This window comes from Streptomyces maremycinicus, assembly GCF_001184025.1.
GTDB lineage: Bacteria > Actinomycetota > Actinomycetes > Streptomycetales > Streptomycetaceae > Streptomyces > Streptomyces maremycinicus.
In genome coordinates, this window is record NZ_BBYG01000017.1 from 22,363 (window position 1) to 48,300 (window position 25,938).

Sequence of the window (25,938 nt, forward strand, 5' to 3'; positions counted from 1 at the left end):
CGTCCGGAGGATCCGGTGAGGGAACCCTTACGGGGGACGTGTGTTCTCAGCCCCGGTGCGGGAGATCGCACCGGGGCTGGTGTGGGCGCTACCGGGGGCCGCGCCCCTGGACCCGCTTCGGCCCTGGACGGGCCTCGTCCTCGATCGCCGGACGGGCCGATCGTCTTCCGGCGTAACTACGCGTTCCTGACCCGCAACGCCCGTGCCAGGTCGTCGAGTTGGTCGATGAGCTTGCGGCGGAGGGCGGGGGTGGGGTCGGCGTCGGTGAGGCAGGCTCGGCCGAGGTGGAGGGTGTCGGGGGTGACGGCGTGGGCGGGGAAGGCCCAGCGGCCGGCGGCTTCGGCGATGGCGGGGCCGCGTCGGGCGGCGACGGCGACGGCGTCCTGGTAGAAGCGCGGGACGTAGTCGGCGACGAGGTCGCTCTGTTCGGGCTGCCAGAAGCCCTGGGCGGTGGCGGTGAAGAGGTAGTTGGAGAGGGTGTCGTCGTCGAACATGGCGGCCCAGGCGGTGCGTTTGGCTTCGGCGTCGGGGAGGGCGGCGCGGCAGCGGGCGGCGCCTTCCTGGCCGGTGGCGGAGGGGTCACGGGCGAGTTCGGTGGCGATGGCCCGTTCGTCGGTGGCGCCGAGGACGGCGAGCCGGGCGAGGACGCGCCAGCGCAGGTCGGGGTCGAGTTCGGGGCCGCCGGGGACCGTGCCGTCGGCGAGCCAGGCGGCGATGGTGTCGGGGTGGGCGGCGCCGTCGATGAAGTGGCGTACGGCGATGAGGCGCAGGCCGGGGTGGTCGCCGTCCTCGGTGCGGCGGATGAGGTCGCGGCAGAGGGCGGAGAGGGTGGCGACGGCGGCGGGGCGTTGCTCGGGGGTGACGTAGCGGTCCGCGACCTGTCCGGAGGCGAAGGCGAGGACGCCCTGGACGAGGGCGAGGTCGGTTTCCCTGGGGAGGTGGGCGCGGGCGGCGTCGAGGTAGGCGGTGGGGGCGAGGTCGCCGTCGCGAACGGCGTCGCGCAGGGCGTTCCAGACGACGGCGCGGGTGAGCGGGTCGGGCAGGCCGGAGAGGCTGGTGCGGACGGTTTCGGAGGAGGCGGGGTCGAAGCGGACCTTGGTGTAGGTGAGGTCGCTGTCGTTGAGGAGGACCAGGGCGGGGCGCTTGCCGATGGGCTGGGGTGCGCTCTGCGGGATGTCGACCTCGAGGCGTTCGCGCAGGGTGAGGCGGCCTTCGTCGGCGAGGTCGAGGTCGTAGAGGCCGACGGCGACGCGGTGCGGGCGGCTGCCGTCGTGGGTGACGGTGAGGGTGTGGTCGCCGTTGCTGCCGTGGAGGGTGGGGGTGAGGGTGTCGACTCCGGTGGTGCGCAGCCAGGCGTCGGCCCAGGCGTGGACGTCGCGGTCGGTGTGGGCGGCGAGGGAGTCGATGAAGTCGGCGAGGGTGGCGTTGGCGAAGCGGTGGCGGGCGAAGTGGGTGTTGATGCCGGCGAGGAAGTCCTTCTCGCCGAGCCAGGTGACGAGTTGCCGTAGTGCGGAGGCGCCCTTGGCGTAGGAGATGCCGTCGAAGTTGAGGAGGGCGGACGCGGTGTCGTCGACGTTCTCGGGGGCGACGGGGTGGGTGGAGGGGCGCTGGTCGGCGTCGTATCCCCAGGCCTTGCGGACGACGCCGAAGTCGGTCCAGGTGTCGGTGAAGCGGGTGGCTTCGGTGAGGGTCTGGTAGCCCATGTATTCGGCGAAGGACTCGTTGAGCCAGATGTCGTCCCACCACTGGAGGGTGACGAGGTCGCCGAACCACATGTGGGCCATCTCGTGGGCGATGACCATGGCGCGGGTCTGGCGTTCGGTGTCGGTGACGGCGGAGCGGTAGACGAACTCGTCGCGGAAGGTGACGAGGCCGGGGTTCTCCATGGCGCCGGCGTTGAACTCGGGGACGAACGCCTGGTCGTAGGAGTCGAAGGGGTAGGGCTCCTCGAACTTCTCGTGGTAGCGGTCGTAGCACTGCCGGGTGATCTCGAGGAGTTCGTCGGCGTCGGCGTCGAGGTGGGGGGCGAGGGAGCGGCGGCAGTGGAGGCCGAAGGGGCGTCCGTCGTGTTCGGTGCGTACGGAGTGCCAGGGGCCGGCGGCGACGGCGACGAGGTAGGTGGAGATGAGGGGGGTGGGGGCGGCCTGCCAGCGGCCTTCGCCGAGGTGTTCGGTGATGCCGTTGGCGAGGACGGTCCAGGTTTCGGGGGCCTTGACGGTCAGCTCGAAGACGGATTTGAGGTCGGGCTGGTCGAAGGCGGCGAAGACGCGCTGGACGTCGTCCATGAAGAGCTGGGTGTAGAGGTAGGTCTCGCCGTCGGTGGGGTCGGTGAAACGGTGCATGCCTTCGCCGGTGCGGGAGTAGCGCATGCTGGTCCGGACGCGCAGTTCGTGGTCGCCCGCCGTGAGGTGGTCGAGGGGGAGCCGGTTGCCGTCGAGGGTGTCCGGGTCGAGGGGCTCGCCGTCGAGGGTGACGGAGTGCAGTGCCGCGGGCTTGACCTCGACGAAGGTGGCCCCGTCCGTGCGCGCGGCGAACCGGATGACGGTGCTGGACTCGAAGGTCTCTTCGCCGGTCGTCAGGTCGAGCTCGATGGTGTAGCGGTGGACGTCGAGGAGCTTGGCACGGCTCTGCGCTTCGTCGCGCGTCAGTACGGACATGAACGACATGCTGCCTGATGCCGTCGGCGGGGCACAGGGGCGGATCGGTACGTGCCTTATGCCCCTTCTCGCGCCGGAGCGCCGTTCCGGTCGCGGGGTGCGGTGGGTGCGACGGGCGGTGCCGACGGTGCGTTTCCGCGCGGTGACAGGCCGCGACGGACCCCGCCCTTTCCGGGTCGGTTCGGGGTTCCCGGGTCAGTTCGGGGTGGGGGCCTCGGCGTCGACGGTGCCCTCGGCGATGCGCTCGTGGTGGCGGATCACCTCGGCGATGATGAAGTTGAGGAACTTCTCGGCGAACGCGGGGTCGAGTCGGGCGTCCTCGGCGAGGGAGCGCAGCCGGGCGATCTGGCGGGCCTCGCGGGCCTGGTCGGCGGGCGGCAGCTGGTGGCGGGCCTTGAGGTGGCCGACCTGCTGGGTGGCCTTGAAGCGCTCGGCGAGCATGTGCACGACGGCGGCGTCGATGTTGTCGATGCTGGCGCGCAGCCGGTCGAGCTCCTCGCGGACGGCGGGGTCGACGTCTCCGGCTCCGGGGGTGTTGCTGGTGGTCATGGGCGTTCACCCTAGTGCGTCCGCCGGGCCCGCCCCGGGGGTGGCCTGCCCTTACAGTGGAATCGGGATCCCGGGAACCCGGGTTCCCGGCGTCTTGGGGGTGCGGGCGTGGCGAACGGCGGGCCGGTCGAGCACGGGTACCCGCACCTGGAGACGGTGCGGGCGGCGGTCACGGCGCTGTACCGGCGGTTGTCGTACGACACCATCCATCAGTTCACGTCGAGTGTGGCGCCGGCGGACGTGGCGTTCTGCGACACGGACGATCTGCATCTGGGGGTGCAGCGGGTGGCGCGTGAGCTGGTGCGGCACTTCCGGTTGCCGCAGGCGCGAATGATCGTCGCGTTCCGTGCGATGGAGCATGCGGCGAACGTCGAACTCACGGCGGGTCCGGAGTACTTCGTGGAGTTGAACGACCGGTTCCGTACGCACCGGCGGGACATCGGCGCGGCGCTGGCGCACGAGGTCATGCATGTCTATCTGCACCGGGTGGGGCTGTCGTTCCCGGGGACGCGGGACAACGAGATCCTGACGGACACGGCGACGACGTATCTGGGGGCGGGCTGGCTGCTGCTGGACGCCTACCGGGAGGACGCGGCGTCCTCGCAGAAGCTGGGGTATCTGACTCCGGAGGAGTTCGGGTACGTGCTGGCGAAGCGGTCGCTGGTCTTCGGTGAGGATCCGTCGGTGTGGTTCACGAGTGCGCAGGCGTACACGGCGTACGCGCGGGGGCTCGAGCGGGCCCGGCATGACGGGCGGCAGCCTCCGTTGACGGCGGCGGGCTGGGCGGGGCGGCGGCGTTACGCGCGTGATCGCCGGCATGCCCAGGTCCATCCGTCGGCGGCGGCCCCGGACAGCCCGTACAGCTTCGCCCCGGACGCTCCGGGGGCGTTGCGGGTGACGTTCGCGTGTCCCACCTGCCATCAGCGGATCAGGGTCCCGGTGCGGGGCCGGGTGCGGGCACGGTGCGCGCTGTGCCGGACGGTGCTGGAGTGCGACACGTAGGCGGGCGCCGGACTGCCGGGTTCCGGGCCGCGGGCTGCGGGGCTGTGGGCTGCGGGGTCGCGGGGTCGCGGGGAGAGACGGTCGAGGGGCCCGCGGAGCCGGGTGGCCGGGTGGCCTACGTGCCGTGGACGGGGCCCGGTGGGGTCGTCCGCGTCAGGAGTTTCCGTACGGCCTCCCCCGCCTCCGCGGGGGCCCACCGTGCCCCTTTGTCGGTGGTGGGGCCGGGCCGCCAGCCCTCCATGACGGTGATGCGTCCGCCGTCGGCCTCGAAGACGCGTCCGGTGACGCCCTGGCTCGTGTCGGAGCCGAGCCAGACGACCAGCGGGGAGACGTTCTCGGGGGCCATCGCGTCGAAGCCGGCTTCGGGGGCGGTCATGGCCGCGGCGAAGGTGCGCTCCGTCATCCGGGTGCGGGCGGCGGGTGCGATCGCGTTGACCTGGACGCCGTAGCGGGCGAGTTCGGCGGCGGCGACGAGCGTCAGGGCGACGATCCCGGCCTTCGCGGCGCTGTAGTTGCCCTGGCCGAGCGAGCCGAGCAGCCCCGCGCCGCTGCTGGTGTTGATGACGCGGGCGGCGGGCGGGCGGCCGGCCCTGGTCTCGGCGCGCCAGTGTGCGGCGGCGTGCTTGAGGGTGAGGAAGTGGCCCTTGAGGTGGACGCGCAGGACGGCGTCCCAGTCGTCCTCGGTCAGGTTGACGAGCATGCGGTCGCGCAGGAAGCCCGCGTTGTTGACGAGGGTGTCGAGTCGGCCGTACGTGTCCAGCGCGGTGCCGACGAGGGTGGCGGCGCCTTCGGGGGTGGCGATGTCCCCGGCGTGCGCGACGGCTTCGCCGCCGGCCGCGCGGATCTCCCGCGCGACCTGTCCGGCGGGACTGTGCGGGTCGGGGGTGCCGTCGAGGCCGACACCGAGGTCGTTGACGACGACACGGGCGCCCTCGGCGGCGAACGCGAGCGCGTGGGCGCGCCCGAGTCCGCGTCCCGCGCCGGTGACGGCGACGACGCGCCGGTGGCAGATTCCGCTCATCTCACGTCTCCTTGTTGACGGTTGCGGCGTCGAGGAAGGCGGGCCGTTCACCGCCTCCGTGCAGGAGCAGGCTGGCCCCGCTGATGTAGCGGGCGGCGTCGGAGGCGAGGAAGACGGCTGCCGCGCCCACGTCGGCGGGGAGGGCGAGGCGGCCGAGGGGGACGGTGCGGGCGACGGCTTCGACGCCGTCCTCGCCGCCGTAGTGGAGGTGGGTCAGTTCGGTGCGGACCATGCCGACGACGAGGGTGTTGACGCGGACCTCGGGCGCCCATTCGACGGCCATGGAGCGGGCGAGGTTCTCCAGGCCGGCCTTGGCCGCGCCGTAGGCGGCCGTGCCGGGTGAGGGGCGGCCGCCGCTGACGCTGCCGATCATCACGATGGAGCCGTTGGCGTGTCTGAGGTGGTCGTACGCGGCGAGGGAGACGGTCAGCGGGGCGAGGAGGTTGAGTTCGATCACGCGCGCGTGCCGTGCGGGGTCGGTGTGCGCGAGGGGGCGGTGGGGGGCGCCGCCCGCGTTGTTGACGAGGACGTCGAGCCGGGGCAGGCCGGTGAAGAAGCGCCGTACGGCGTCGGCGTCCCGTACGTCGAGCGGGGCGAACGTGGCGCTGTCGAGGGGGTGTTCCGGTGGTCGGCGGGCGCAGACCACGACCTGGGCGCCCGCGCGTGCGAGGGAGCGGGCGATGCCGGCGCCCACGCCGCGGGTGCCGCCGGTGACGACGGCGACCTTTCCGTCCAGCTCCATTCGCTGCTACCTTCCACCTAACAAACGTTTGGTGGAAAGGTAGCTGATGCTTCCATGGGTGTCTCCACCTCGTCCCCCGAAAAGGGGATTTCCGTGACGACCGTCGACGTCCCGCCCGTCAACGCGCTGACGGTGGACGACTGGTTCGCGCTGGCCGACGCGGTCCGCGCGGCCGGCCGCGCCCCGCAGACCCGGTGCGTGGTGCTGGCGGCCGGAGGCCGTGGGTTCAACGCGGGCGTGGACATCAAGGAGATCCGGGCACGGGGGCGGTCGGCACTGGTAGGCGCCAACCGCGGCTGCTTCGAGGCGTTCGCCGCGGTGTACGAGTGCGAGGTGCCGGTGGTCGCGGCGGTGCACGGTTTCTGCCTGGGCGGGGGCATCGGCCTGGTGGGGAACGCGGACGTGATCGTGGCGAGCGAGGACGCCGTGTTCGGGCTGCCCGAGCTGGACCGGGGCGCGCTCGGCGCGGCCACCCATCTCGCCCGGCTGGTCCCCCAGCATCTGATGCGCGCCCTGTACTACACCTCGCGCACCGTCACCGCGGCCGAGCTGCACGCGCACGGCTCGGTGTGGCGGGTGGTCCCGCGCGAGGGGCTGCGCGCCGCGGCGCTGGAGCTGGCGCGCGAGATAGCCGCCAAGGACGGCGAGCTGCTGCGGCTCGCCAAGGCGGCGATCAACGGCATCGACCCGGTCGACGTGCGCCGCAGCTACCGCTTCGAGCAGGGCTTCACCTTCGAGGCGGACGTCTCGGGGGTGGCCGACCGGGTCCGGGGCACCTTCGGCGAGGACGGGGACGGGGGCAGGCGTGGGTGACAAGACGATGACCGCCGCGGAGGCGGTCGCCCGGCTGCGCAGCGGGATGACCCTCGGCATCGGCGGCTGGGGCTCCCGCCGCAAGCCGATGGCGCTGGTCAGGGCGCTGCTCCGGTCGGAGGTCACCGACCTCACCGTCGTGTCGTACGGCGGCCCGGACGTCGGGATGCTCGCCGCGGCCGGGCGGATCCGGAAGCTGGTCGCCGCGTTCGTCACCCTCGACTCGATCCCCCTGGAGCCGCACTACCGCGCGGCCCGCGAGCGCGGGGCCTTCGAGCTGACGGAGGTCGACGAGGCGATGTTCATGTGGGGTCTGCACGCGGCCGCGAACCGGCTGCCCTTCCTGCCGGTGCGGGCCGGGCTCGGTTCGGACGTGATGCGGGTCAACCCCGGGCTTCGGACGGTGACTTCGCCGTACGAGGACCAGGAGACGTTCGTGGCGATGCCGGCCCTGCGGCTGGACGCGGCCCTGGTGCACGTCAACCGGGCCGACCGGCTGGGCAACGGGCAGTACCTGGGCCCGGATCCCTACTTCGACGATCTGTTCTGCGAGGCGGCGGACGCGGCGTACGTCAGCTGCGAGCGGATCGTCGACACCGCGGAGCTGACCGAGGAGGCGGCGCCGCAGTCGCTGCTGATCAAGCGGCACACGGTGACGGGGGTGATCGAGGCGACGGGCGGCGCGCATTTCACGTCCTGCGCCCCCGACTACGGCCGGGACGAGGCGTTGCAGAAGCGGTACGCGACCACGCCCTGGCCCGAGTTCGCCGCGCGGTTCCTCGCCGGGGACGAGCGGGCGTACCGGTCGGCCGTCGAGGAGGAGTCGTGAGCGAGGGCGTCAGCGAGGGTGTGAACGGGGGCGTGAGCGAGGTGACCCGTGCCGAGTACTGCGTGATCGCCTGCGCGGAGGCGTGGCGCGGGGCGGGCGAGATCCTGGCCAGTCCGATGGGTCTCATCCCCTCCGTCGGTGCCCGCCTGGCCCGGCACACCTTCGCGCCGGACCTGCTGCTGACCGACGGGGAGGCCCTGCTCGTCGGGCCCGACGGCACCGTCGAGGGCTGGCTGCCGTACCGGCAGCACCTGGCGCTGGTCACGGGGGGCCGGCGGCACGTGATGATGGGCGCGAGTCAGATCGACCGGTACGGCAACCAGAACATCGCGTGCATCGGGGACTGGGCGAAGCCCCTGCGGCAGTTGCTCGGGGTGCGCGGCGCGCCGGTCAACACGCTGAACAACCCGACGAGTTACTGGGTGCCGCGGCACTCCCGGCGGGTCTTCGTCGAGCGGGTCGACATGGTGTGCGGGGTGGGCTACGACCGGGCGGCCGGCGCCCGCCACCACCGGGTCCCGAGGGTCGTCTCCGACCTCGGGGTGTTCGACTTCGCCACGCCGGACCACGCGATGCGGCTGGCCTCGGTGCATCCCGGGGTGAGTGTCGAACAGGTCCGGGAGGCGACGGGCTTCGACCTCGTGATACCGGACGAGGTGCCGCTCACCCGTGAACCGACGGCGGGCGAACTGCGTCTGATCCGCGAGGTGATCGACCCGCACGGCACCCGGGCCAGGGAGGTCGCCGTCTGATGGAAACGGCGTTCACCCGGCTGGTCGGGGTGCGACACCCGATCGTGCAGACCGGGATGGGGTGGGTGGCGGGCCCGCGGCTGGTGTCGGCGGCGGCGGAGGCGGGGGCGCTGGGGGTCCTGGCCTCCGCGACCATGACCGTGGACGGGCTGCGGGCGGCGGTGCGCGAGGTGCGGTCGCGGACGACGGCGCCGTTCGGGGTGAACCTGCGGGCCGACGCGGCGGACGCGGGCGACCGGGTGCGGATCATCCTCGACGAGGGCGTGCGGGTCGCGTCCTTCGCGCTGGCGCCCTCCGCGGAGCTGATCGCGGAGCTGAAGGAGGGGGGTGTCGTCGTCGTCCCGTCCGTCGGGGCGCGTCGGCACGCCGAGAAGGTCGCGGCCTGGGGTGCGGACGCGGTGATCGTGCAGGGCGGGGAGGGCGGCGGACACACCGGGGACGTGGCGACGACGGTGCTGCTGCCGCAGGTGGTGGACGCCGTGGACATCCCGGTGGTGGCGGCGGGCGGCTTCTTCGACGGGCGGGGTCTGGTGGCGGCGCTGGCGTACGGGGCGGCCGGGGTCGCGATGGGCACCCGGTTCCTGCTCACCTCGGACTCGCCGGTCCCGGACGCGGTGAAGGCGCGGTACCTGGCGGCGACGGTCCGGGACGTCACCGTGACCCGGGCGGTGGACGGCCTCCCGCACCGCATGCTGCGCACCGCTCTGGTCGACGCCCTGGAGGACGCGGGCCGGGCCGGGGCCCTGGTGCGGGCGGTGCGTCACGCGGCCGGCTTCCGGAGGCTGTCCGGCCTCGGCTGGCGGGAGATGGTCCGCGACGGTCTGGCGCTGCGCCACGGCAAGGACCTCACCTGGAGTCAGGTGCTGCTCGCCGCGAACACGCCGATGATGCTCCGGTCCGCGATGGTGGAGGGGCGCACGGATGCGGGAGTGATGGCCGCCGGGCAGGTCGCCGGGGTGATCGACGACCTGCCGTCGTGCGCGGAGCTGGTGGCGCGGATCATGAAGGAGGCGCAGGACACGGTCCTCGCCGTGAACCGGCTCGGTGCCCCACGGTGACCGTCACGGCCTCCCGGTCACCGTCAGAGCCTCCCGATGACCGTCACAGCCTCTCGGTGACCGTCACAGCCTCTCGATGATCGTGACGTTGGCCTGGCCGCCGCCCTCGCACATCGTCTGGAGGCCGAAGCGGCCGCCCGTGCGCTCCAGTTCGTGCAGCAGGGTGGTCATCAGCTTGGCGCCGGTCGCGCCGAGGGGGTGGCCGAGGGCGATCGCGCCGCCGTTGACGTTGACCCGCTCCGGGTCGGCGCCGGTCTCCTTCAGCCAGGCCAGGACGACGGGCGCGAACGCCTCGTTGATCTCGACGAGGTCGATGTCCTGGATCGACAGGCCGGTCTTCTTCAGGGCGTGGGCGGTCGCCGGGATCGGAGCCGTCAGCATGCGGATCGGGTCCTCGCCGCGGACGGAGAGGTGGTGCACGCGTGCGCGGGGCGTCAGACCGTGCTCGCGCACCGCCCGTTCCGAGGCGAGCAGCAGGGCCGCCGCGCCGTCGGAGACCTGCGAGGAGCAGGCGGCGGTGACGGTCCCGCCGTCGATGACGGGCTTCAGCGCGGCCATCTTCTCCAGAGAGGTGTCCCGGCGCGGTCCCTCGTCGGCGGTGACCTCCCCGAGGGCGACGGTCTCCCGCGCGAAGCGGCCCTCGTCGATCGCCCGCACCGCCCGGCCGTGCGAGCGCAGGGCGAACTCCTCCTGGTCCCGGCGGCTGATGCCCCACTTCGCGGCGATCATCTCGGCGCCGGCGAACTGGTTCACCGGCCGGTCCCCGTACCGCGCGCGCCAGCCCTCGCTGCCCGCGAAGGGGCCCTGGGTGAAGCCGAGGGGCACGGCGGCCTGCCGGGTGGCGTAGGCGATCGGGATCTGCGACATGTTCTGTACGCCGCCCGCGACCACCAGGTCCTGGGTGCCGGACAGGACGCCCTGTGCGGCGAAGTGCACGGCCTGCTGCGAGGAGCCGCACTGACGGTCCACGGTCACGCCCGGCACCTCCTCCGGCAGCCCGGCGGCCAGCCAGCAGGTCCGGGCGATGTCCCCGGCCTGCGGTCCGACCGTGTCCAGGCAGCCGAAGACGACGTCCTCGACGGCGGCCGGGTCGATGCCGGCCCGCGCGACGAGTTCCTTGAGCACGTGCGCGCCCAGGTCGGCCGGGTGGACCGTGCTCAGTCCTCCTCCGCGCCGCCCGACGGGCGTGCGGACCGCTTCGACGATGTAGGCCTCGGACATGGCGACTCCCTCACAGGAAAGGGCTGTTCACGTACGGCGATCCCGTCCAGCACCATCGACAGGTACTGCCGGGCGATCTCCTCCGGGCTGTGCTGTCCGCCGGGCCGGTACCAGGACGCGGCGACCCACACGGTGTCGCGGACGAACCGGTAGGCGAGGCGGAGGTCTAGGTCGGGGCGGAAGACCCGGTCCGCGACGCCGCGTTCCAGCGTGGCCAGCCAGGCCTTCTCGAACCGGCGCTGTGACTCGGCGAGGAACGCGAACCGTTCCTGCGCCACGAGCTGTTTGCTCTCCTTCTGGTAGATCGCGACGGCGGCGCGGTGCCGGTCGATCTCCCGGAAGGACTCGGTGACCAGGGCCGCGAGCGTCTCGCGGGGTCCGAGCCCGGCGGCCAGGACGGTGTCGTAGCCGTCCCAGAGCTCGTCGAGGAAGGTCCGCAGGATCTCCTCCAGCATCGATTCCTTGGAGTCGAAGTGGTAGTAGAGGCTGCCCGCGAGCATGCCCGCGTGGTCGGCGATCTTCCGGACGGTGGTGGCGTTGTAGCCCTGTTCGGCGAACACCTCGGCGGCGGTGTCGAGGAGTTCACGGCGACGGGCGGGCGCCGCGGTCACCTGGGGCTTCTTCTTGGTCGGCACGGACACATTGTGGTCTGCTCCGGTCGTCACGCGTGCTGGCCGCTGACGGAGACGACCTCGCCCGTCATGTACGAGGAGTAGCCCGACGCCAGGAAGACGATCACGTTGGCCACCTCCCAGGGTTCGGCGTACCGGCCGAAGGCCTCCCGGGCGGTGAGTTCCTCCAGCAGGCCGGCGGAGGTCACCTTGACCAGGTGCGGGTGCATGGCGAGGCTCGGCGAGACCGCGTTGACCCGTACGCCGTAGGCGGCCGCCTCGATCGCCGCGCACCGGGTCAGGGCCATGACGCCCGCCTTCGCGGCGGCGTAGTGGGCCTGTCCGGCCTGGGCGCGCCAGCCGACGACGGAGGCGTTGTTGACGACGACTCCCCCGCCGGTCTCGCGCATCAGGCGCAGGGCGGCCCGGGTGCACCGGAAGGTTCCGTTGAGGGTGACGTCCAGGACGCGTGACCACTGTGCGTCGGTCATGTCGACGAGTTCCGAGGTGCCGCCGAGGCCCGCGTTGTTGACGACGACGTCCAGGCGCCCGTGGGTGCGTACGGCGGTGTCGAACAGGTCCCGGACCTGGCTCTCGTCGGTGACGTCGCACGGCAGGGCGGCCACCGCGTCCTCGCCGAACTCCTCGGCGAGTTCGGTCCGGTACGCGGTGAGCCGGCGGACGTGGGTGTCGCTGATCACGACGCGGGCGCCTTCCTCCAGGAAGCGGCGCGCGGTCGCCCCGCCGATGCCCGCGCCGGCCGCCGCGGTGATCACGGCGGTGCGGCCGTCGAGCAGCGCGTGCCCGGGAACGTACGGCGGACCCTCGACGTTCTTCATGACGGCACGCTAACCTACCAAACACTTGTTAGGGAAGAACGCGCGCACGAGGAGGACGCCCGTGGACCTCGACCGCTCCCCCGCCGACGAGGCGTTCCGCGCCGAGGCGCGGGCCTGGCTGCGCGCGCGGGTGCCGTCCGAGCCGCTGCCTTCCCTGGAGACCGCGGAGGGCTTCGCAGCGCACCGCGCGTGGGAGGCGGAACTGGCCGCGGCCGGCTGGTCGGTGGTGAACTGGCCGAGGCGCTACGGCGGCCAGGACTGCGGGCTGCTGCGCTGGCTGCTCTTCGAGGAGGAGTACTACGCGGCGGGCGCCCCGGGCCGCGTCGGCCAGAACGGGGTGAGCCTGCTCGCCCCCACCCTGCTCGACCACGGCACCGAGGAGCAGCGGGCGCGGGTCCTGCCCCCGATGGCGACCGGCGAGGTCGTCTGGGCGCAGGCCTGGTCGGAGCCCGAGGCAGGGTCGGACCTGGCCGCGCTGCGCGCCAGGGCGGTCCGCGGGGACGGCGGCTGGCTGCTGAGCGGGCAGAAGACCTGGTCCTCGCGCGCGGCCTTCGCCGACCGCGCCTTCGGCCTGTTCCGCACCGACCCCGACACCCCGAAACCCCACCAGGGCCTCACCTACCTCATGTTCGACCTGCGGGCCCCCGGGGTCACCGTCCGCCCGATCGGCCGCCTGGACGGGAAGCCGGCGTTCGCCGAGCTGTTCCTTGACGAGGTCTTCGTGCCGGACGAGGACGTGATCGGGGAGCCGGGTCAGGGCTGGCGGATCGCGATGTCGACGGCGGCCAACGAACGCGGGCTCACCCTGCGCTCCCCCGGCCGTTTCCTCGCCTCGGCCGACCGGCTGCACGCCCTGTGGGTGGAGCGGGGCTGTCCGGAGGCGGCCGCGGCCCAGGTCGCGGACGCGCTGATCGGCGCCCGCGCGTACCAGCTGTTCACCCAAGCGGCCGCCGCCCGCTTCCTCGCCGGGGAGCGGCTCGGCCCGGAGTCGAGCCTGAACAAGGTCTTCTGGTCGGAGTACGACATCGCGCTGCACGAGACGGCGCTGGATCTGCTCGGCGCACCGGAGGCGCAGGGCGAGGCGGCCGACACCGACTGGTCGCAGGGTTATGTCTTCGCCCTGGCCGGGCCGATCTACGCGGGCACCAACGAGATCCAGCGCGACATCGTCGCCGAGCAGCTGCTCGGCCTGCCGAGGGGACGCCGCCGATGACTTCGCCCGGGCCGGCTGCGCCGCCGCCGCGCTTCCTGCTGGACGCCGAGCAGCGGGCGTTCGCCCGGTCGCTGGACGCGATGCTGGGCGCGGCCGGCACTCCTGCCGTGATCCGCGACTGGAGCCGGGGCGAGCGGGCGGGCGGCCTCGCCCTGTGGTCGCGGATCGCCGAGGCCGGCGTGTTCGCGCTGGCGGTCCCGGAGGCGTACGAAGGGCTGGGGCCCCGGCCGGTGGACCTGGCCGTCGCCTTCGTGGAGCTGGGGCGGCACGCGGTGCCGGGCCCGCTGGTGGAGACGGTCGCCGCGGCGGCCCTGTTGCTCGAGCCCGGCCCCGCCGAGCGGTTCCTGCCCGCTCTGGCCACGGGCCGGTCGATGGCCACGCTGGCGGCCGCGGGCTCGTACGCCGTGGACGGCGACGCGGCGGAGTTACGCCTGGCGGTGGACGCCGACGGCCTCCGCCTCGCCCCCGGTCACGGCCCGGTGCGCCCCTCGCTCGACCCCGCCCGCCGCCTCACCCGCCTGCTGCCGGGCGGCGAACTGCTCGTCCCCGACCCGCCCGTGGACCGCGGCCTGCGCTGGGCCCGTCTGGCCACCGCGGCGCAGGCGCTCGGGGTGGGGCTCGCGCTGCTGGAGCGGACGGTGGCGTATGTCGGGCGACGCGTGCAGTTCGGCGTCCCCGTCGGCTCGTTCCAGGCGGTCAAGCACCGGCTGGCGGACGCCAGGATCGCGCTGGAGTTCGCCCGCCCCCTGGTCCTGGGCGCCGCCGTGACGATGAGCGCGGTCGATGTGGCCGCCGCGAAGGTGAGCGCCTGCGAGGCCGCGTACGCGACCGCGCGCACCGCGCTCCATCTGCACGGCGCGATCGGCTACACGGCGGAGTACGACCTGTCGCTCTGGCTGACCAAGGCCCGCGCGCTGCGCACCGCCTGGGGCACCCCGCAGGAGTGCCGGGCGGAGGTCCTGCGCGGCCACGCGTAGCCTCAGCCGGTCACCTTGGCGATGAACGCGGCGAGGTTCGCCACGGTCCGCCCGATCTTCTCCTCCAGTGTGAGCGTCTCGGGCATCCGGGCCCCGGCGCCCGCGTCCCGCTTGCCCCGCACGTACAGCGAGCAGGCGAGGTCGCTGCACATGTAGGCCCCCACCGAGTTGCCCTGCTGACCGGCCCGGCCCGCCTTGGGCGCGACCATCAGCGAGACCCCGCCGGAGTGGGTGGTGAGGCACATCGTGCACATGCTGCGCCGTGCCTGCCACGAGCCGGAGGTGGAGGAGCGCAGCGCGAGGGCCTGGGGCCGGCCGTCCAGCTCGACGGCGAGGTAGGCCCGGTCGGGGGCCTGGGGGTCCCGCCAGCCGAGGTAGTCCAGGTCCTCCCAGGGCCGGTCGGCCAGGTCGCGGGGGACGGTCAGGCGTTTGGCCTCACCCTTGGTGCAGTTGACGAAGGCGGCGCGGATCTCTTGCTCGGTGAGCGGCTTCATATAACGCAGGCTAATTTGCCTAAAGCTTTTAGGCAAACGCATAATGTCTGTCGGCGACAAGGCACTGGAGGACGGCGCATGGGGCGAGTGGGGCTGAGCACGGACCGGCTGGTCCGGGCGGGCGCGGAACTGGCCGACGAGGTCGGGTTCGACCAGGTGACCGTCTCGGCGCTCGCCCGGCGCTTCGACGTCAAGGTCGCGAGCCTGTACTCGCATGTGAAGAACTCCGACGACCTCAGAACCCGGATCGCCCAGCTCGCCCTGGCGGAGCTCGCCGACCGGGGCGACCTCGCCCTCGCCGGGCGCGCCGGCAAGGACGCCCTGACCGCCCTGGCCGACGTCTACCGCGACTACGCCCGCGAACACCCCGGCCGCTACGCCGCGGCCCAGCTGCGGCTCGACCCCGAGGCGGCGGCCGCGAGCGCGGGACCGCGGCACGCCCGCATGACCCGGGCGGTCCTGCGCGGCTACGACCTCACCGAGCCGGACCAGACCCACGCTGTCCGGCTCCTGGGCAGCGTCTTCCACGGCTACGTCAGCCTGGAGCTGGGCGGCGGATTCAGCCACAGCGCACCCGACACCCAGGAGACCTGGACCAGGATCCTGGACGCCCTCGACACCCTGCTGCGCAACTGGCCGCCCCAGGACTGACCGGCACGGCGCACCCGCCCGCTCGTCCGCCCGCTAGTGTCCGCTTCCCCGCCGTCCACCCGTCCGCCCGTGCGGGCAGGGCGAGCCGGTGTCAGTGTCCGGGACCGCCGGTCAGCTCGCGACGCTCCTGTGGCGTCGGCTTCGGGATGTGGCTGTCCGCCCCGAACATGGCCCGCGCGAGCCGCGCCCGCACCCGCTGGGACACCCGGACCGGCCGCCGCACGCCGTTGTGGTCGACGAGCGGCCCGATCTCGTACGGCGGATGCTGCTCGTGCTGGGTGAGGGTGAACAACCGGGCCTGGCTCAGCGGCTCGTGGACCTCCACGTACTCGCCGTGCGGCAGACGCCTGATGGTCCCCGTCTCGCGGCCGTGCAGCACCTGGTCCCGGTCCCTGCGCTGGAGGCCCAGACAGATCCGCTTGGTGACCATGAAGGCGACGACCGGGGCGACGAACACCGAGACCCGTACGAACCAGGTGATCGCGTTGATGGACAGATGCAGATGGGTGGCCACGATGTCGTTGCCGCCGCCGATCAGCAGCACCCCGTACAGGGTCAGCCAGGCGACCCCGAGCCCGGTGCGCACGGGCGCGTTGCGCGGCCGGTCGAGGATGTGGTGCTCCCGCCGGTCGCCGGTGATCCACGCCTCGACGAACGGGTAGACGCCGATGGCGAGCAGGATCAGCGGGAACAGCGTGAAGGGGATGAGGACACCGGGCGCCAGGGTGTGGCCCCAGGCGTTGATCTCCCATCCCGGCATCACCCGGATCAGCCCCTCGGAGAATCCGAGGTACCAGTCCGGCTGCGCGCCCGTCGTCACCAGGTCCGGACGGTACGGGCCGAAAGCCCACACCGGGTTGATGCTCGCGATGCCGCCCATCACCGTCAGCACACCGAAGACCAGGAAGAAGAACCCGCCGGCCTTGGCCATGTAGACGGGCATGAAGGGCATGCCGACGACCGACCTCTGATCGCGGCCCGGCCCGGGGTACTGCGTGTGCTTGTGGAAGAACACCAGGATGAGATGGGCGACGACCAGCCCCAGCATGATCCCGGGCAGCAGCAGCACATGGATCGGGAAGAACCGGGAGATGATGTCGTGCCCCGGGAACTCCCCGCCGAAGAGGAAGAACGACACATACGTGCCGACGACCGGGATGGACAGGATCGCGCCGTCGGCGAACCGGACGCCGGTGCCGGAGAGCAGGTCGTCGGGGAGCGAGTAGCCGGTCAGTCCGGTGAGGATGCCGAGGAACAACAGGGTCCAGCCGAACAGCCAGTTGACCTCGCGCGGCTTGCGGAACGCGCCGGTGAAGAACACCCGCATCATGTGCACCAGCATGCCGGTGACGAAGACCAGGGCCGCCCAGTGGTGGATCTGCCGGATCAGCAGCCCGCCGCGCACGTCGAAGCTGATGTCGAGCGTCGACTCGTAGGCCTTCGTCATCGTGACGCCGTTGAGCGGGGCGTAACTGCCGTCGTAGACGACCTCGGCGCTGCTCGGTTCGAAGAAGAGCGTCAGGTAGACGCCGGTGAGCAGGAGGACCAGGAAGCTGTAGAGACAGACCTCGCCCAGCATGAAGGACCAGTGGTCCGGGAACACCTTGCGCAGGTTCGTCCTGGCCAGCGCGTACAGTCCCAGCCGCTCGTCGGCCCAGTCGGCGAGCCGCTCGCCCCCGCCGGACTCGACACGCCGCGAAGTCCCCTCGCCGGCCGCCCCGTTCACCGATCGCGCGTCGTCACCCATACGTCGCCTCCCGCCGGATCAACCCCAGGGTGGCACGGCGGCCCGGCTGAGCCAACGGTGCGGACGGCCAGAGCGGACGACCCGAGAGCACGGCCCGAGCGGACGACCCGAGAGCACGGCCCGAACGCACGGCCCGAGCGGACGACCCGTACGCACGGCCCGAGCCGTCGGCGCGGCGCAGGGGGCCGCCGTCACGGGACGAGGCCGACCACCGCCGTCGGGCCGTGTGCGTGCAGCGTCGCGTCCTCACCGGTCAGCAACAGGGCGTCGTGGCGGGCCAGTCGTACCCCGTCGACCTCGGTGGCCCCGTCCTCGTCCAGGGCGACGACCAGGGCGTGCGCCGCCCGCAGCCGGAGCCGGCCCCGTACGACCGCGACGGCCGGGGCCGAAGCGCCCCTGCGCCACATCACGTTGAGGTTGACGACGGGCCCGTCCAGCAGTCGGCAGTCGGTGGGCTCGTCCCCGGGGAAGTCCTGGGGCACGTACCGTGCGCCGACGAGCCGTCGCCGTCCGGCCACGGTCAGGTCCATGCCCGCGCCCTCGACCAGGGTCAGGGTCCGCTCCACCCCGGGGAACACGGAGAACGGCCCGTCCGCGGCGACCTCGGCGAGGCTGACCCGCCAGGTGAAGGCGGCCATGCCCGCGTCCGCCGGGACACAGGCGATCTCCCGGGTCACCCCGCCGCCGTTCTTCCAGGCCACCGCCGCGCGCCCGGCCGCCGGCAGCAGCACCGTCACCGGATGATCCCCCGCGCCCGGGCCGCGCTCAGCCAGATCGGGAACTCCTTCACCAGCCGGTCGTACAGCTCCGCGTCCGACACCTTCCGCGGGTCCGAACCGGCGTGGAAGAAACCGGCGTTGTCGACCGCCCGCTTCGCCGGCACGGGCAGTTCGTCGAGCTTGCGCAGGAAGTCGAACTGCTTGCTGCTCCGGTCGCCGAAGCCGATGAACTGCCAGAACAGGGGCAGCTTCGAGGCCTTGCAGAGGTAGCGTTCGGCGGCCAACTTGTTGATCGGGCCGCCGTCGGTCTGGAAGACGACGAGCGCCGGGGCCTTCGACCCGCTGTCGAGGTAGTGGTCGATGACCGCGTCCATGGCGAGGTGGTAACTCGTCTTGCCCATGTGCCCGAGCCCGGCCACGATCCGGTCCACCCGCCCCTGGTGGTCGGCGAGGGCGATGTCGGTGACGGCGTCGACGTCGGTGGAGAAGAAGACGACCGGCACCCGGCCGTCGTCGTCGAGGTGCGCGGACAGGCCCAACACCCGGTCGGCCAGCGCCTGCACACTGCCGTCCTGGTAGTACGGCTTCATCGACCCCGAATAGTCCACGACGAGATAGACGGCGGCCCGCTGCCCGTCGAGACCGTGCTTGCTGAGGGAAACCCCGGCGCTCTTGTAGAGGTTGACCAGCGCGGGAGCGGTCTCCTGGACCTTGGTGAGACTGATCGCGACCATGGCGCACAGCCTCCCACACCCACCGGCCCTCGCCCTTTTGTTCGTTCGCCGACTAAAAAGGATGGAATGACAAGGAACGCGACATTCCCGCTCTAGGGTTGCGGCATGAAACGTGCCGCCGCCCTAGTCTGCGCCGCCGTGGCGTCGACGGTGTACCTGTTCACTCCGGCCCAGCTCACCCAGCTCACCCAGCTCGCCGAGCCGACCGCCGACGTCCGGGCGACCGCGCCGGGAGTCGCCGCCCCGGCCCAGAAGGAACTGGCCCAGAAGATCGTGGCGAGCGCCGAGAACGCAACACTGAACTGGCGCGGTGCGTACGGCTATGTCGAGGACATCGGTGACGGTCAGGGCTACACCGCGGGCCTGATCGGCTTCTGCACCGGCACGCACGATCTGCTCACCCTCGTCGAGCGCTACACGCGCGACCACCCGGGCAACGCCCTCGCGCGCTATCTCCCCGCCCTGCGCCGGGTCGACGGCACCCCCTCGCACGCCGGCCTGGACCCCGGCTTCCCGGCCGCCTGGCGGGCCGAGTCCAGGGTGCCGGCCTTCCGGGCCGCCCAGGCCGCCGAGCGCGACCGTATCTACTTCGACCCCGCGGTCCACCGGGGCCGGGTCGACGGCCTCGGCGCGCTCGGCCAGTTCTTCTACTACGACGCACTGGTCTTCCACGGCCCCGGCGCGGGCCCGACCAGCTTCGACGGCATCCGCGCGGCTGCGATGCGGCGGGCCCGCACCCCGGCGCAGGGCGGCGCGGAGACCGCGTACCTCGACGCGTTCCTCGACGCCCGCCGCCGGGCCATGCTGACCCGGCACCCCGGCATCGACACCTCTCGGGTGGACACGACCCAGCGCCGGTTCCTGCGCGAGGGCAACCTCGGCCTGCGCCCGCCGCTGCGGTGGCAGGTGTACGGGGAGACGTACCAGGTGCCGTAGCCACCGGGGGTGCGCGCCCGGGGCACGGCGGTCGGGCGGCCCGCACAGCGGTGGGCGGCCCCCCGGAACGCGCCACGCCGGTACGCGGACATGCGGCGGCGCCTGCCCGGTCGTCCGGTCGGGGACTGTGGGGCAGGCGCCGTCTGTGTTCCGTACGCCTTTGTACGGGACGTATGGGGGCCCTCGGGCCGTCAGACCAGCAGCGAGCGGTCCGTCGGGCGGATCGGGGCCGGCAGTTCGCTCGCGCCGGTCAGGAACCGGTCGACGCCGCGGGCGGCCGAGCGGCCCTCCGCGATCGCCCACACGATGAGCGACTGGCCGCGGCCCGCGTCACCGGCGACGTACACGCCGGGGACGTTGGTGCGGAAGTCGGCGTCGCGGGCGATGTTGCCGCGCTCGTCGAGCTCCAGGCCGAACTGCTCCACCACGCCGTTCTCACGGTCGGTGCCGGTGAAGCCCATGGCGAGGGTGACCAGCTGGGCGGGGATCTTGCGCTCCGTGCCCGGCTTCGGCGTCAGCCTGCCCTCGACGAACTCGACCTCGCTCAGGTGCAGCCACTGGACGTTGCCGTCCTCGTCGCCCTCGAAGTGGGTGGTGGAGACGGAGTAGACCCGCTCGCCGCCCTCCTCGTGCGCGCTGGTGACCTTGTACAGCATCGGGAAGGTCGGCCACGGCTGGGAGACCGCGTCCCGCTCCTCGCCCGGGCGGGGCATGATCTCCAGCTGGGTGACCGAGGCCGCGCCCTGACGGTGGGCCGTGCCCACGCAGTCGGCTCCGGTGTCGCCGCCGCCGATGACCACGACGTGCTTGCCCTCGGCCGAGATGGGGGGCGCCACGAAGTCGCCCTCCTGGACCTTGTTGGCCAGCGGCAGGTACTCCATCGCCTGGTGGACGCCCTTGAGCTCACGGCCGGGGACCGGCAGGTCACGGGCGGTCGTGGCGCCGGCGGCGATGACGATGGCGTCGTAGCGCTTCTTCAGGTCGGTCGCCTTGAGGTCGCGGCCGATCTCGATCCCGGTACGGAAGCGGGTGCCCTCCGCGCGCATCTGCTCGATACGGCGGTTGATGTGCCGCTTCTCCATCTTGAACTCGGGGATGCCGTACCGCAGGAGCCCTCCGATGCGGTCCGCGCGCTCGTAGACGGCGACGGTGTGGCCGGCCCGGGTGAGCTGCTGGGCGGCGGCAAGACCCGCCGGGCCCGAGCCGATGACCGCGACGGTCTTGCCGGACAGGCGCTCGGGGGCCTGCGGGGCGACGTCACCGGTCTCCCACGCCTTGTCGATGATCGAGACCTCGACGTTCTTGATGGTGACGGCCGGCTGGTTGATGCCCAGCACACACGCCGACTCGCACGGAGCGGGGCACAGCCGGCCCGTGAACTCCGGGAAGTTGTTCGTGGCGTGCAGGCGCTCGGAGGCCGCCGTCCAGTCCTCGCGGTAGGCGAAGTCGTTCCACTCGGGGATCAGGTTCCCCAGCGGACAGCCGTTGTGGCAGAACGGGATGCCGCAGTCCATGCACCGGCCGGCCTGCTTGCTGATGATCGGCAGCAGCGAGCCGGGGACGTAGACCTCGTTCCAGTCCTTCAGACGCACGTCGACCGGACGGGACTTGGCGACCTCACGGCCGTGGTTCAAAAAGCCCTTCGGGTCAGCCATTGGTCGCCGCCTCCATCATCTTCTCGGTGATCTCGGACTCGGAGAGTCCCGCCTGCTCGGCGGCGTCCTTGGCGGCGAGCACTGCCTTGTACGTGCTGGGGATGATCTTGCTGAAGCGCTCCGCGGCGGTGTCCCAGTCGACGAGCAGCTTCGCGGCGACCGTCGAACCGGTCTCCTCGGCGTGCCGGCGCACCACGTCGTGCAGCCACTGCTTGTCGGTCTCGTCCAGGGCCTCGACAGCGCCGAGGTTGCCGGAGTTGACGTTGTCGCGGTTCAGGTCGATCACGTAGGCGATGCCGCCCGACATACCGGCCGCGAAGTTGCGGCCCGTCTCGCCGAGGACCACCGCGTGACCGCCGGTCATGTACTCGCAGCCGTGGTCGCCCACGCCCTCGGAGACGACCGTCGCGCCGGAGTTGCGGACGCAGAACCGCTCACCGGTACGGCCGCGCAGGAACAGCTCGCCGCCGGTCGCGCCGTAGGCGATGGTGTTGCCCGCGATCGTGGAGTACTCGGCGAGGTGGTCGGCGCCCCGGTCCGGGCGGACGACGACCCGGCCGCCGGAGAGGCCCTTGCCGACGTAGTCGTTGGCGTCGCCCTCCAGGCGCAGCGTGACGCCGCGCGGGAGGAAGGCGCCGAAGGACTGGCCCGCGGAGCCGGTGAAGGTGATGTCGATGGTGTCCTCGGGCAGGCCCGCGCCACCGAACTTCTTCGTCACCTCGTGGCCGAGCATGGTGCCGACCGTGCGGTTGATGTTGCGGATGGCGACCTGGGCGCGCACCGGCTGGGCGTCGGTCGCGGAGTCCGCGGCCAGGGCGTCGGCGGCGAGCTTGATCAGCTCGTTGTCGAGCGCCTTCTCCAGACCGTGGTCCTGGGAGATGACCTGGTGCAGCGCCGCGCCCTCGGGCAGGGCGGGCACGTGGAACAGCGGGGCCAGGTTGAGGCCCTGGGCCTTCCAGTGGTCGACGGCACGCTCGACGTCGAGGACCTCGGCGTGGCCGACGGCCTCCTCGATGGTGCGGAAGCCCAGCTCGGCGAGGATCTCGCGGACCTCCTCGGCGATGAACTTGAAGAAGTTCACCACGTACTCCGCCTTGCCGGCGAAGCGGTCGCGGAGCACCGGGTTCTGGGTGGCGATGCCGACCGGGCAGGTGTCCAGGTGGCAGACGCGCATCATGACGCAGCCGGAGACGACGAGCGGCGCGGTCGCGAAACCGAACTCCTCGGCGCCGAGCAGCGCGGCGATGATCACGTCACGGCCGGTCTTCAGCTGGCCGTCGGTCTGGACGACGATCCGGTCGCGCAGGCCGTTGAGCAGCAGCGTCTGCTGGGTCTCGGCGAGGCCGAGCTCCCAGGGGCCGCCCGCGTGCTTGAGCGAGGTGAGCGGGGAGGCGCCGGTGCCGCCGTCGTGGCCGGAGATCAGCACGACGTCCGCGTGGGCCTTGGACACACCGGCCGCGACCGTGCCGACGCCGACCTCGGAGACCAGCTTCACGTGGATCCGCGCCTGCGGGTTCGCGTTCTTCAGGTCGTGGATCAGCTGGGCCAGGTCCTCGATCGAGTAGATGTCGTGGTGCGGCGGCGGGGAGATCAGACCGACACCCGGGGTGCTGTGCCGGGTCTTGGCGACCCACGGGTAGACCTTGTGGCCGGGCAGCTGGCCGCCCTCGCCGGGCTTGGCGCCCTGGGCCATCTTGATCTGGATGTCGTCCGCGTTGACGAGGTACTCGGAGGTGACGCCGAAGCGGCCGGAGGCGACCTGCTTGATCGCCGAGCGGCGCGCCGGGTCGTACAGCCGGTCCGCGTCCTCGCCGCCCTCACCGGTGTTGGACTTGCCGCCCAGCTGGTTCATGGCGATGGCGAGGGTCTCGTGCGCCTCCTTGGAGATGGAGCCGTACGACATGGCGCCGGTGGAGAAGCGCTTGACGATCTCGTCGACCGACTCGACCTCGTCGAGGGGGATCGGCTGCCGGTCCGACTTGAAGCCGAACAGGCCGCGCAGCGTCATGAGGCGCTCGGACTGCTCGTTCACGCGGTCTGTGTACTTCTTGAAGATGTCGTAGCGGGCCGTGCGCGTGGAGTGCTGGAGGCGGAAGACCGTCTCGGGGTCGAACAGGTGCGGCTCGCCCTCGCGGCGCCACTGGTACTCGCCGCCTATCTCCAGGGCGCGGTGGGCCGGCGCGATGCCGCTGGCCGGGTACGCCTTGGCGTGGCGGGCGGCGACCTCCTTGGCGATGACGTCGATGCCGACGCCGCCGATCTTGGTGGCGGTGCCGTTGAAGTACTTCTCGACGAAGGCGTCGTCGAGACCGACGGCCTCGAAGACCTGGGCGCCGCGGTAGGAGGCGACGGTCGAGATGCCCATCTTGGACATGACCTTCAGGACGCCCTTGCCGAGCGCGTAGATCAGGTTGCGGATGGCCTGCTCGGGCTCCAGGCCGTCGAGGAAGGTGCCCGCGCGCAGCAGGTCCTCGACGGACTCCATCGCCAGGTAGGGGTTGACGGCGGCGGCGCCGAAGCCGATCAGCAGCGCGACGTGGTGGACCTCGCGGACGTCACCGGCCTCGACCAGCAGGCCCACCTCGGTGCGCTGCTTGGTGCGGATGAGGTGGTGGTGGACGGCCGCGGTGAGCAGCAGCGACGGGATCGGGGCGTGCTCGGCGTCCGAGTGGCGGTCCGACAGGACGATGAGCCGGGCGCCGTTGTCGATGGCGGCGTCGGCCTCGGCGCAGATCTCCTCGATGCGGGCGGCCAGCGCGTCGCCGCCGCCGTGCACGCGGTACAGACCGGAGAGCGTCGCGGCCTTGAAGCCGGGCATGTCGCCGTCGGCGTTGATGTGGATGAGCTTGGCCAGCTCGTCGTTGTCGATGACCGGGAACGGCAGGGTGACCGTGCGGCACGACGCGGCGCTCGGCTCGAGCAGGTTGCCCTGCGGGCCGAGGGAGGAGCGCAGCGAGGTCACGAGCTCTTCGCGGATCGCGTCCAGCGGCGGGTTGGTGACCTGCGCGAACAGCTGGGTGAAGTAGTCGAAGAGCAGCCGCGGGCGCGCGGAGAGCGCGGCGATCGGCGAGTCCGTGCCCATGGAACCGAGCGGTTCACCGGCGGTCTTGGCCATCGGCGCGAGGATGATGCGCAGCTCTTCCTCGGTGTAGCCGAAGGTCTGCTGGCGGCGGGTGACCGAGGCGTGGGTGTGCACGATGTGCTCGCGCTCGGGCAGGTCGACCAGCTCGATCTCGCCGGCCTCCAGCCACTCGGCGTAGGGCTTCTCGGCGGCGAGCTGGGCCTTGATCTCGTCGTCCTCGATGATGCGGTGCTCGGCGGTGTCGACGAGGAACATCCGGCCCGGCTGGAGGCGGCCCTTGCGGACGACCTTGGCGGGGTCGATGTCGAGGACGCCGACCTCGGAGCCGAGGACGACGAGGCCGTCGTCGGTGACCCAGTAGCGGCCGGGTCGCAGGCCGTTGCGGTCGAGCACGGCGCCGACCTGGGTGCCGTCGGTGAAGGTGACGCAGGCCGGGCCGTCCCAGGGCTCCATCATCGTGGAGTGGAACTCGTAGAAGGCGCGCCGGGCCGGGTCCATGGAGTCGTGGTTCTCCCACGCCTCCGGGATCATCATCAGCACGGAGTGCGGCAGCGAGCGGCCGCCGAGGTGGAGCAGCTCGAGCACCTCGTCGAAGGACGCCGAGTCGGAGGCGTCCGGCGTACAGACCGGGAAGATCCGCTCGATGGACTTCTCGTCCTGTCCGAAGAGGTCCGAGACCAGCTGCGACTCGCGGGCGCGCATCCAGTTGCGGTTGCCCTTGACGGTGTTGATCTCACCGTTGTGCGCGACGAAGCGGTACGGGTGCGCGAGCGGCCACGACGGGAAGGTGTTCGTGGAGAAGCGCGAGTGGACGAGCGACACGGCCGAGGCGAAGCGGCGGTCGGACAGGTCCGGGAAGAAGGGCTCGAGCTGGCCGGTGGTCAGCATGCCCTTGTAGACGATGGTCCGCGCGGACAGCGACGGGAAGTAGACGCCGGCCTCGCGTTCGGCGCGCTTGCGCAGCACGAACGCCTTGCGGTCGAGTTCGATGCCCGTGCTCGCGCGGTCCGTGACGAAGATCTGGCGGAAGGCCGGCATCGTCGAGCGGGCGGTGGCGCCGAGCAGTCCGGGGGCGACCGGGACCTCGCGCCAGCCGAGGACGGTGAGGCCCTCTTCGTCGGCGATCGTCTCGATCTGTGAGACGACTTCCTGGGTGCCCTCCTCGGGGAGGAAGGCGATACCGACGGCGTAGCCGCCGGCCTCGGGGAGCTCGAATCCGGCGACCTCGCGGAAGAAGGCGTCCGGGACCTGGGTCAGGATGCCCGCGCCGTCGCCGGAGTCCGGCTCGGAGCCGGTGGCGCCGCGGTGTTCGAGGTTGCGCAGAACGGTGAGCGCCTGCTCGACCAGCGTGTGGCTCGCCTCGCCGGTGAGGTTGGCCACGAAGCCGACGCCACAGGCGTCGTGCTCGTTGCGGGGGTCGTACATACCCTGCGCAGCAGGGCGAGCATCCATGAAGGACCAGTTCTGGCCATTCGCGGAATGCTGGGACGGCTGGCGCGGCGTACGCATCGGCTCTCCCGTCGTCGTCGTCTCAAGTGGCATGTCTGCTGGCGAAGGGACGACGTTGGCCCTCTGCGTAACGCAAAATTTCGTGCAGGTTACATGATGGAGCGGTTCTCGGGAACCGGATACTCCG

22 protein-coding genes are annotated in these 25,938 nt (G+C 72.1%); 9 read left to right on the forward strand and 13 right to left on the reverse strand.

The features are described from left to right. Positions 1 to 176 precede the first annotated feature (176 nt). Complete coding sequence (pepN, locus tag AOQ37_RS25600) at positions 177 to 2,666, reverse strand: aminopeptidase N (RefSeq protein WP_078890357.1); 2,490 nt, start codon at positions 2,664 to 2,666, stop codon at positions 177 to 179. A gap of 186 nt (positions 2,667 to 2,852) precedes the next feature. Then, on the reverse strand, positions 2,853 to 3,206 hold the full coding sequence (locus AOQ37_RS25605) for a chorismate mutase (protein ID WP_062647283.1): 354 nt from the start codon (positions 3,204 to 3,206) through the stop codon (positions 2,853 to 2,855). Positions 3,207 to 3,314: 108 nt separating this feature from the next. Between AOQ37_RS25605 and AOQ37_RS25610 the strand changes: the two genes are divergently transcribed. Then, a complete protein-coding gene (locus tag AOQ37_RS25610; RefSeq protein ID WP_062647285.1) occupies positions 3,315 to 4,208 on the forward strand; it encodes a hypothetical protein in 894 nt (297 codons plus the stop codon). Between the two features lie 115 nt (positions 4,209 to 4,323). Here the strand turns inward: AOQ37_RS25610 and AOQ37_RS25615 are convergent, their stop codons facing one another. Together AOQ37_RS25615 and AOQ37_RS25620 are read right to left on the reverse strand one after the other, a co-directional pair. Beyond that, positions 4,324 to 5,229: an SDR family oxidoreductase gene (locus tag AOQ37_RS25615; RefSeq protein ID WP_062647287.1), complete on the reverse strand. Its 906-nt coding sequence runs from the start codon at positions 5,227 to 5,229 to the stop codon at positions 4,324 to 4,326. 1 nt (position 5,230) lies between these two features. Next, entirely contained in the window at positions 5,231 to 5,971 is a 741-nt protein-coding gene (locus AOQ37_RS25620; protein WP_062647289.1) for an SDR family oxidoreductase, read from the reverse strand. Positions 5,972 to 6,025: 54 nt separating this feature from the next. On the opposite strand from AOQ37_RS25620, the gene AOQ37_RS25625 reads away from it, so the two are divergent. From AOQ37_RS25625 to AOQ37_RS25640, 4 genes are read left to right on the forward strand one after another with little or no spacing between them, the layout of a single operon-like run. Continuing rightward, on the forward strand, positions 6,026 to 6,784 hold the full coding sequence (locus tag AOQ37_RS25625; protein WP_062647291.1) for an enoyl-CoA hydratase family protein: 759 nt from the start codon (positions 6,026 to 6,028) through the stop codon (positions 6,782 to 6,784). Continuing rightward, the gene (locus tag AOQ37_RS25630; RefSeq protein ID WP_062647292.1) at positions 6,777 to 7,613 is read left to right on the forward strand and encodes a CoA transferase subunit A; all 837 of its coding nucleotides are present in this window, start codon (positions 6,777 to 6,779) and stop codon (positions 7,611 to 7,613) included. The genes AOQ37_RS25625 and AOQ37_RS25630 overlap by 8 nt, the downstream gene beginning before the upstream one ends. After that, a complete protein-coding gene (locus tag AOQ37_RS25635) occupies positions 7,610 to 8,365 on the forward strand; it encodes a CoA-transferase subunit beta (RefSeq protein ID WP_062647294.1) in 756 nt (251 codons plus the stop codon). Before AOQ37_RS25630 ends, AOQ37_RS25635 begins: the two co-directional genes overlap by 4 nt. Then, a complete protein-coding gene (locus AOQ37_RS25640; RefSeq protein ID WP_062647296.1) occupies positions 8,365 to 9,423 on the forward strand; it encodes an NAD(P)H-dependent flavin oxidoreductase in 1,059 nt (352 codons plus the stop codon). Before AOQ37_RS25635 ends, AOQ37_RS25640 begins: the two co-directional genes overlap by 1 nt. Positions 9,424 to 9,486: 63 nt before the next feature. Here the strand turns inward: AOQ37_RS25640 and AOQ37_RS25645 are convergent, their stop codons facing one another. Genes AOQ37_RS25645 through AOQ37_RS25655 form a run of 3 tightly spaced genes read right to left on the reverse strand, consistent with a single transcriptional unit; the run spans position 9,487 to position 12,094 of the window. After that, positions 9,487 to 10,644, reverse strand: coding sequence for an acetyl-CoA C-acetyltransferase (locus AOQ37_RS25645; protein ID WP_062647298.1), 1,158 nt, complete (start codon positions 10,642 to 10,644; stop codon positions 9,487 to 9,489). Further along, entirely contained in the window at positions 10,581 to 11,279 is a 699-nt protein-coding gene (locus tag AOQ37_RS25650) for a TetR/AcrR family transcriptional regulator (protein WP_234437003.1), read from the reverse strand. Before AOQ37_RS25650 ends, AOQ37_RS25645 begins: the two co-directional genes overlap by 64 nt. A 26-nt stretch (positions 11,280 to 11,305) precedes the next feature. Beyond that, positions 11,306 to 12,094: an SDR family oxidoreductase gene (locus tag AOQ37_RS25655; protein ID WP_062647300.1), complete on the reverse strand. Its 789-nt coding sequence runs from the start codon at positions 12,092 to 12,094 to the stop codon at positions 11,306 to 11,308. Positions 12,095 to 12,155: 61 nt separating this feature from the next. Between AOQ37_RS25655 and AOQ37_RS25660 the strand changes: the two genes are divergently transcribed. Both AOQ37_RS25660 and AOQ37_RS25665 read left to right on the forward strand, forming a co-directional pair. Next, on the forward strand, positions 12,156 to 13,307 hold the full coding sequence (locus AOQ37_RS25660; protein WP_062647302.1) for an acyl-CoA dehydrogenase family protein: 1,152 nt from the start codon (positions 12,156 to 12,158) through the stop codon (positions 13,305 to 13,307). Continuing rightward, positions 13,304 to 14,284, forward strand: a complete 981-nt coding sequence (locus AOQ37_RS25665) for an acyl-CoA dehydrogenase family protein (protein ID WP_062647304.1) — start codon at positions 13,304 to 13,306, stop codon at positions 14,282 to 14,284. Before AOQ37_RS25660 ends, AOQ37_RS25665 begins: the two co-directional genes overlap by 4 nt. A 2-nt stretch (positions 14,285 to 14,286) precedes the next feature. Here AOQ37_RS25665 and AOQ37_RS25670 read toward each other — a convergent pair whose 3' ends face one another. Then, positions 14,287 to 14,778 carry an FBP domain-containing protein gene (locus tag AOQ37_RS25670; RefSeq protein WP_062647305.1) on the reverse strand — a complete coding sequence of 164 codons (492 nt, stop codon included), beginning with the start codon at positions 14,776 to 14,778 and terminating at the stop codon, positions 14,287 to 14,289. Between the two features lie 78 nt (positions 14,779 to 14,856). Between AOQ37_RS25670 and AOQ37_RS25675 the strand changes: the two genes are divergently transcribed. Continuing rightward, on the forward strand, positions 14,857 to 15,429 hold the full coding sequence (locus AOQ37_RS25675; protein WP_062647307.1) for a TetR/AcrR family transcriptional regulator: 573 nt from the start codon (positions 14,857 to 14,859) through the stop codon (positions 15,427 to 15,429). A 91-nt stretch (positions 15,430 to 15,520) separates the two neighbouring features. Here AOQ37_RS25675 and qcrB read toward each other — a convergent pair whose 3' ends face one another. The 3 genes from qcrB to AOQ37_RS25690 all read right to left on the reverse strand — a co-directional run bounded on the left by qcrB (position 15,521) and on the right by AOQ37_RS25690 (position 18,629). Then, positions 15,521 to 17,176 carry a cytochrome bc1 complex cytochrome b subunit gene (gene qcrB, locus AOQ37_RS25680; RefSeq protein WP_062647309.1) on the reverse strand — a complete coding sequence of 552 codons (1,656 nt, stop codon included), beginning with the start codon at positions 17,174 to 17,176 and terminating at the stop codon, positions 15,521 to 15,523. Positions 17,177 to 17,367: 191 nt separating this feature from the next. After that, on the reverse strand, positions 17,368 to 17,913 hold the full coding sequence (locus AOQ37_RS25685; RefSeq protein WP_062647311.1) for a HutD/Ves family protein: 546 nt from the start codon (positions 17,911 to 17,913) through the stop codon (positions 17,368 to 17,370). Next, the gene (locus AOQ37_RS25690; RefSeq protein ID WP_062647313.1) at positions 17,910 to 18,629 is read right to left on the reverse strand and encodes a vWA domain-containing protein; all 720 of its coding nucleotides are present in this window, start codon (positions 18,627 to 18,629) and stop codon (positions 17,910 to 17,912) included. Before AOQ37_RS25690 ends, AOQ37_RS25685 begins: the two co-directional genes overlap by 4 nt. 105 nt (positions 18,630 to 18,734) lie before the next feature. Here AOQ37_RS25690 and AOQ37_RS25695 point away from each other — a divergent pair, with 105 nt between their 5' ends. Further along, positions 18,735 to 19,565 carry a chitosanase gene (locus tag AOQ37_RS25695; protein WP_062647315.1) on the forward strand — a complete coding sequence of 277 codons (831 nt, stop codon included), beginning with the start codon at positions 18,735 to 18,737 and terminating at the stop codon, positions 19,563 to 19,565. 191 nt (positions 19,566 to 19,756) lie between these two features. On the opposite strand, the gene AOQ37_RS25700 is transcribed toward AOQ37_RS25695, so the two are convergent. After that, positions 19,757 to 21,220, reverse strand: a complete 1,464-nt coding sequence (locus tag AOQ37_RS25700; RefSeq protein ID WP_062647317.1) for a glutamate synthase subunit beta — start codon at positions 21,218 to 21,220, stop codon at positions 19,757 to 19,759. Continuing rightward, complete coding sequence (gene gltB / locus AOQ37_RS25705; protein ID WP_199825084.1) at positions 21,213 to 25,811, reverse strand: glutamate synthase large subunit; 4,599 nt, start codon at positions 25,809 to 25,811, stop codon at positions 21,213 to 21,215. The genes AOQ37_RS25700 and gltB overlap by 8 nt, the downstream gene beginning before the upstream one ends. Positions 25,812 to 25,938 lie beyond the last annotated feature (127 nt).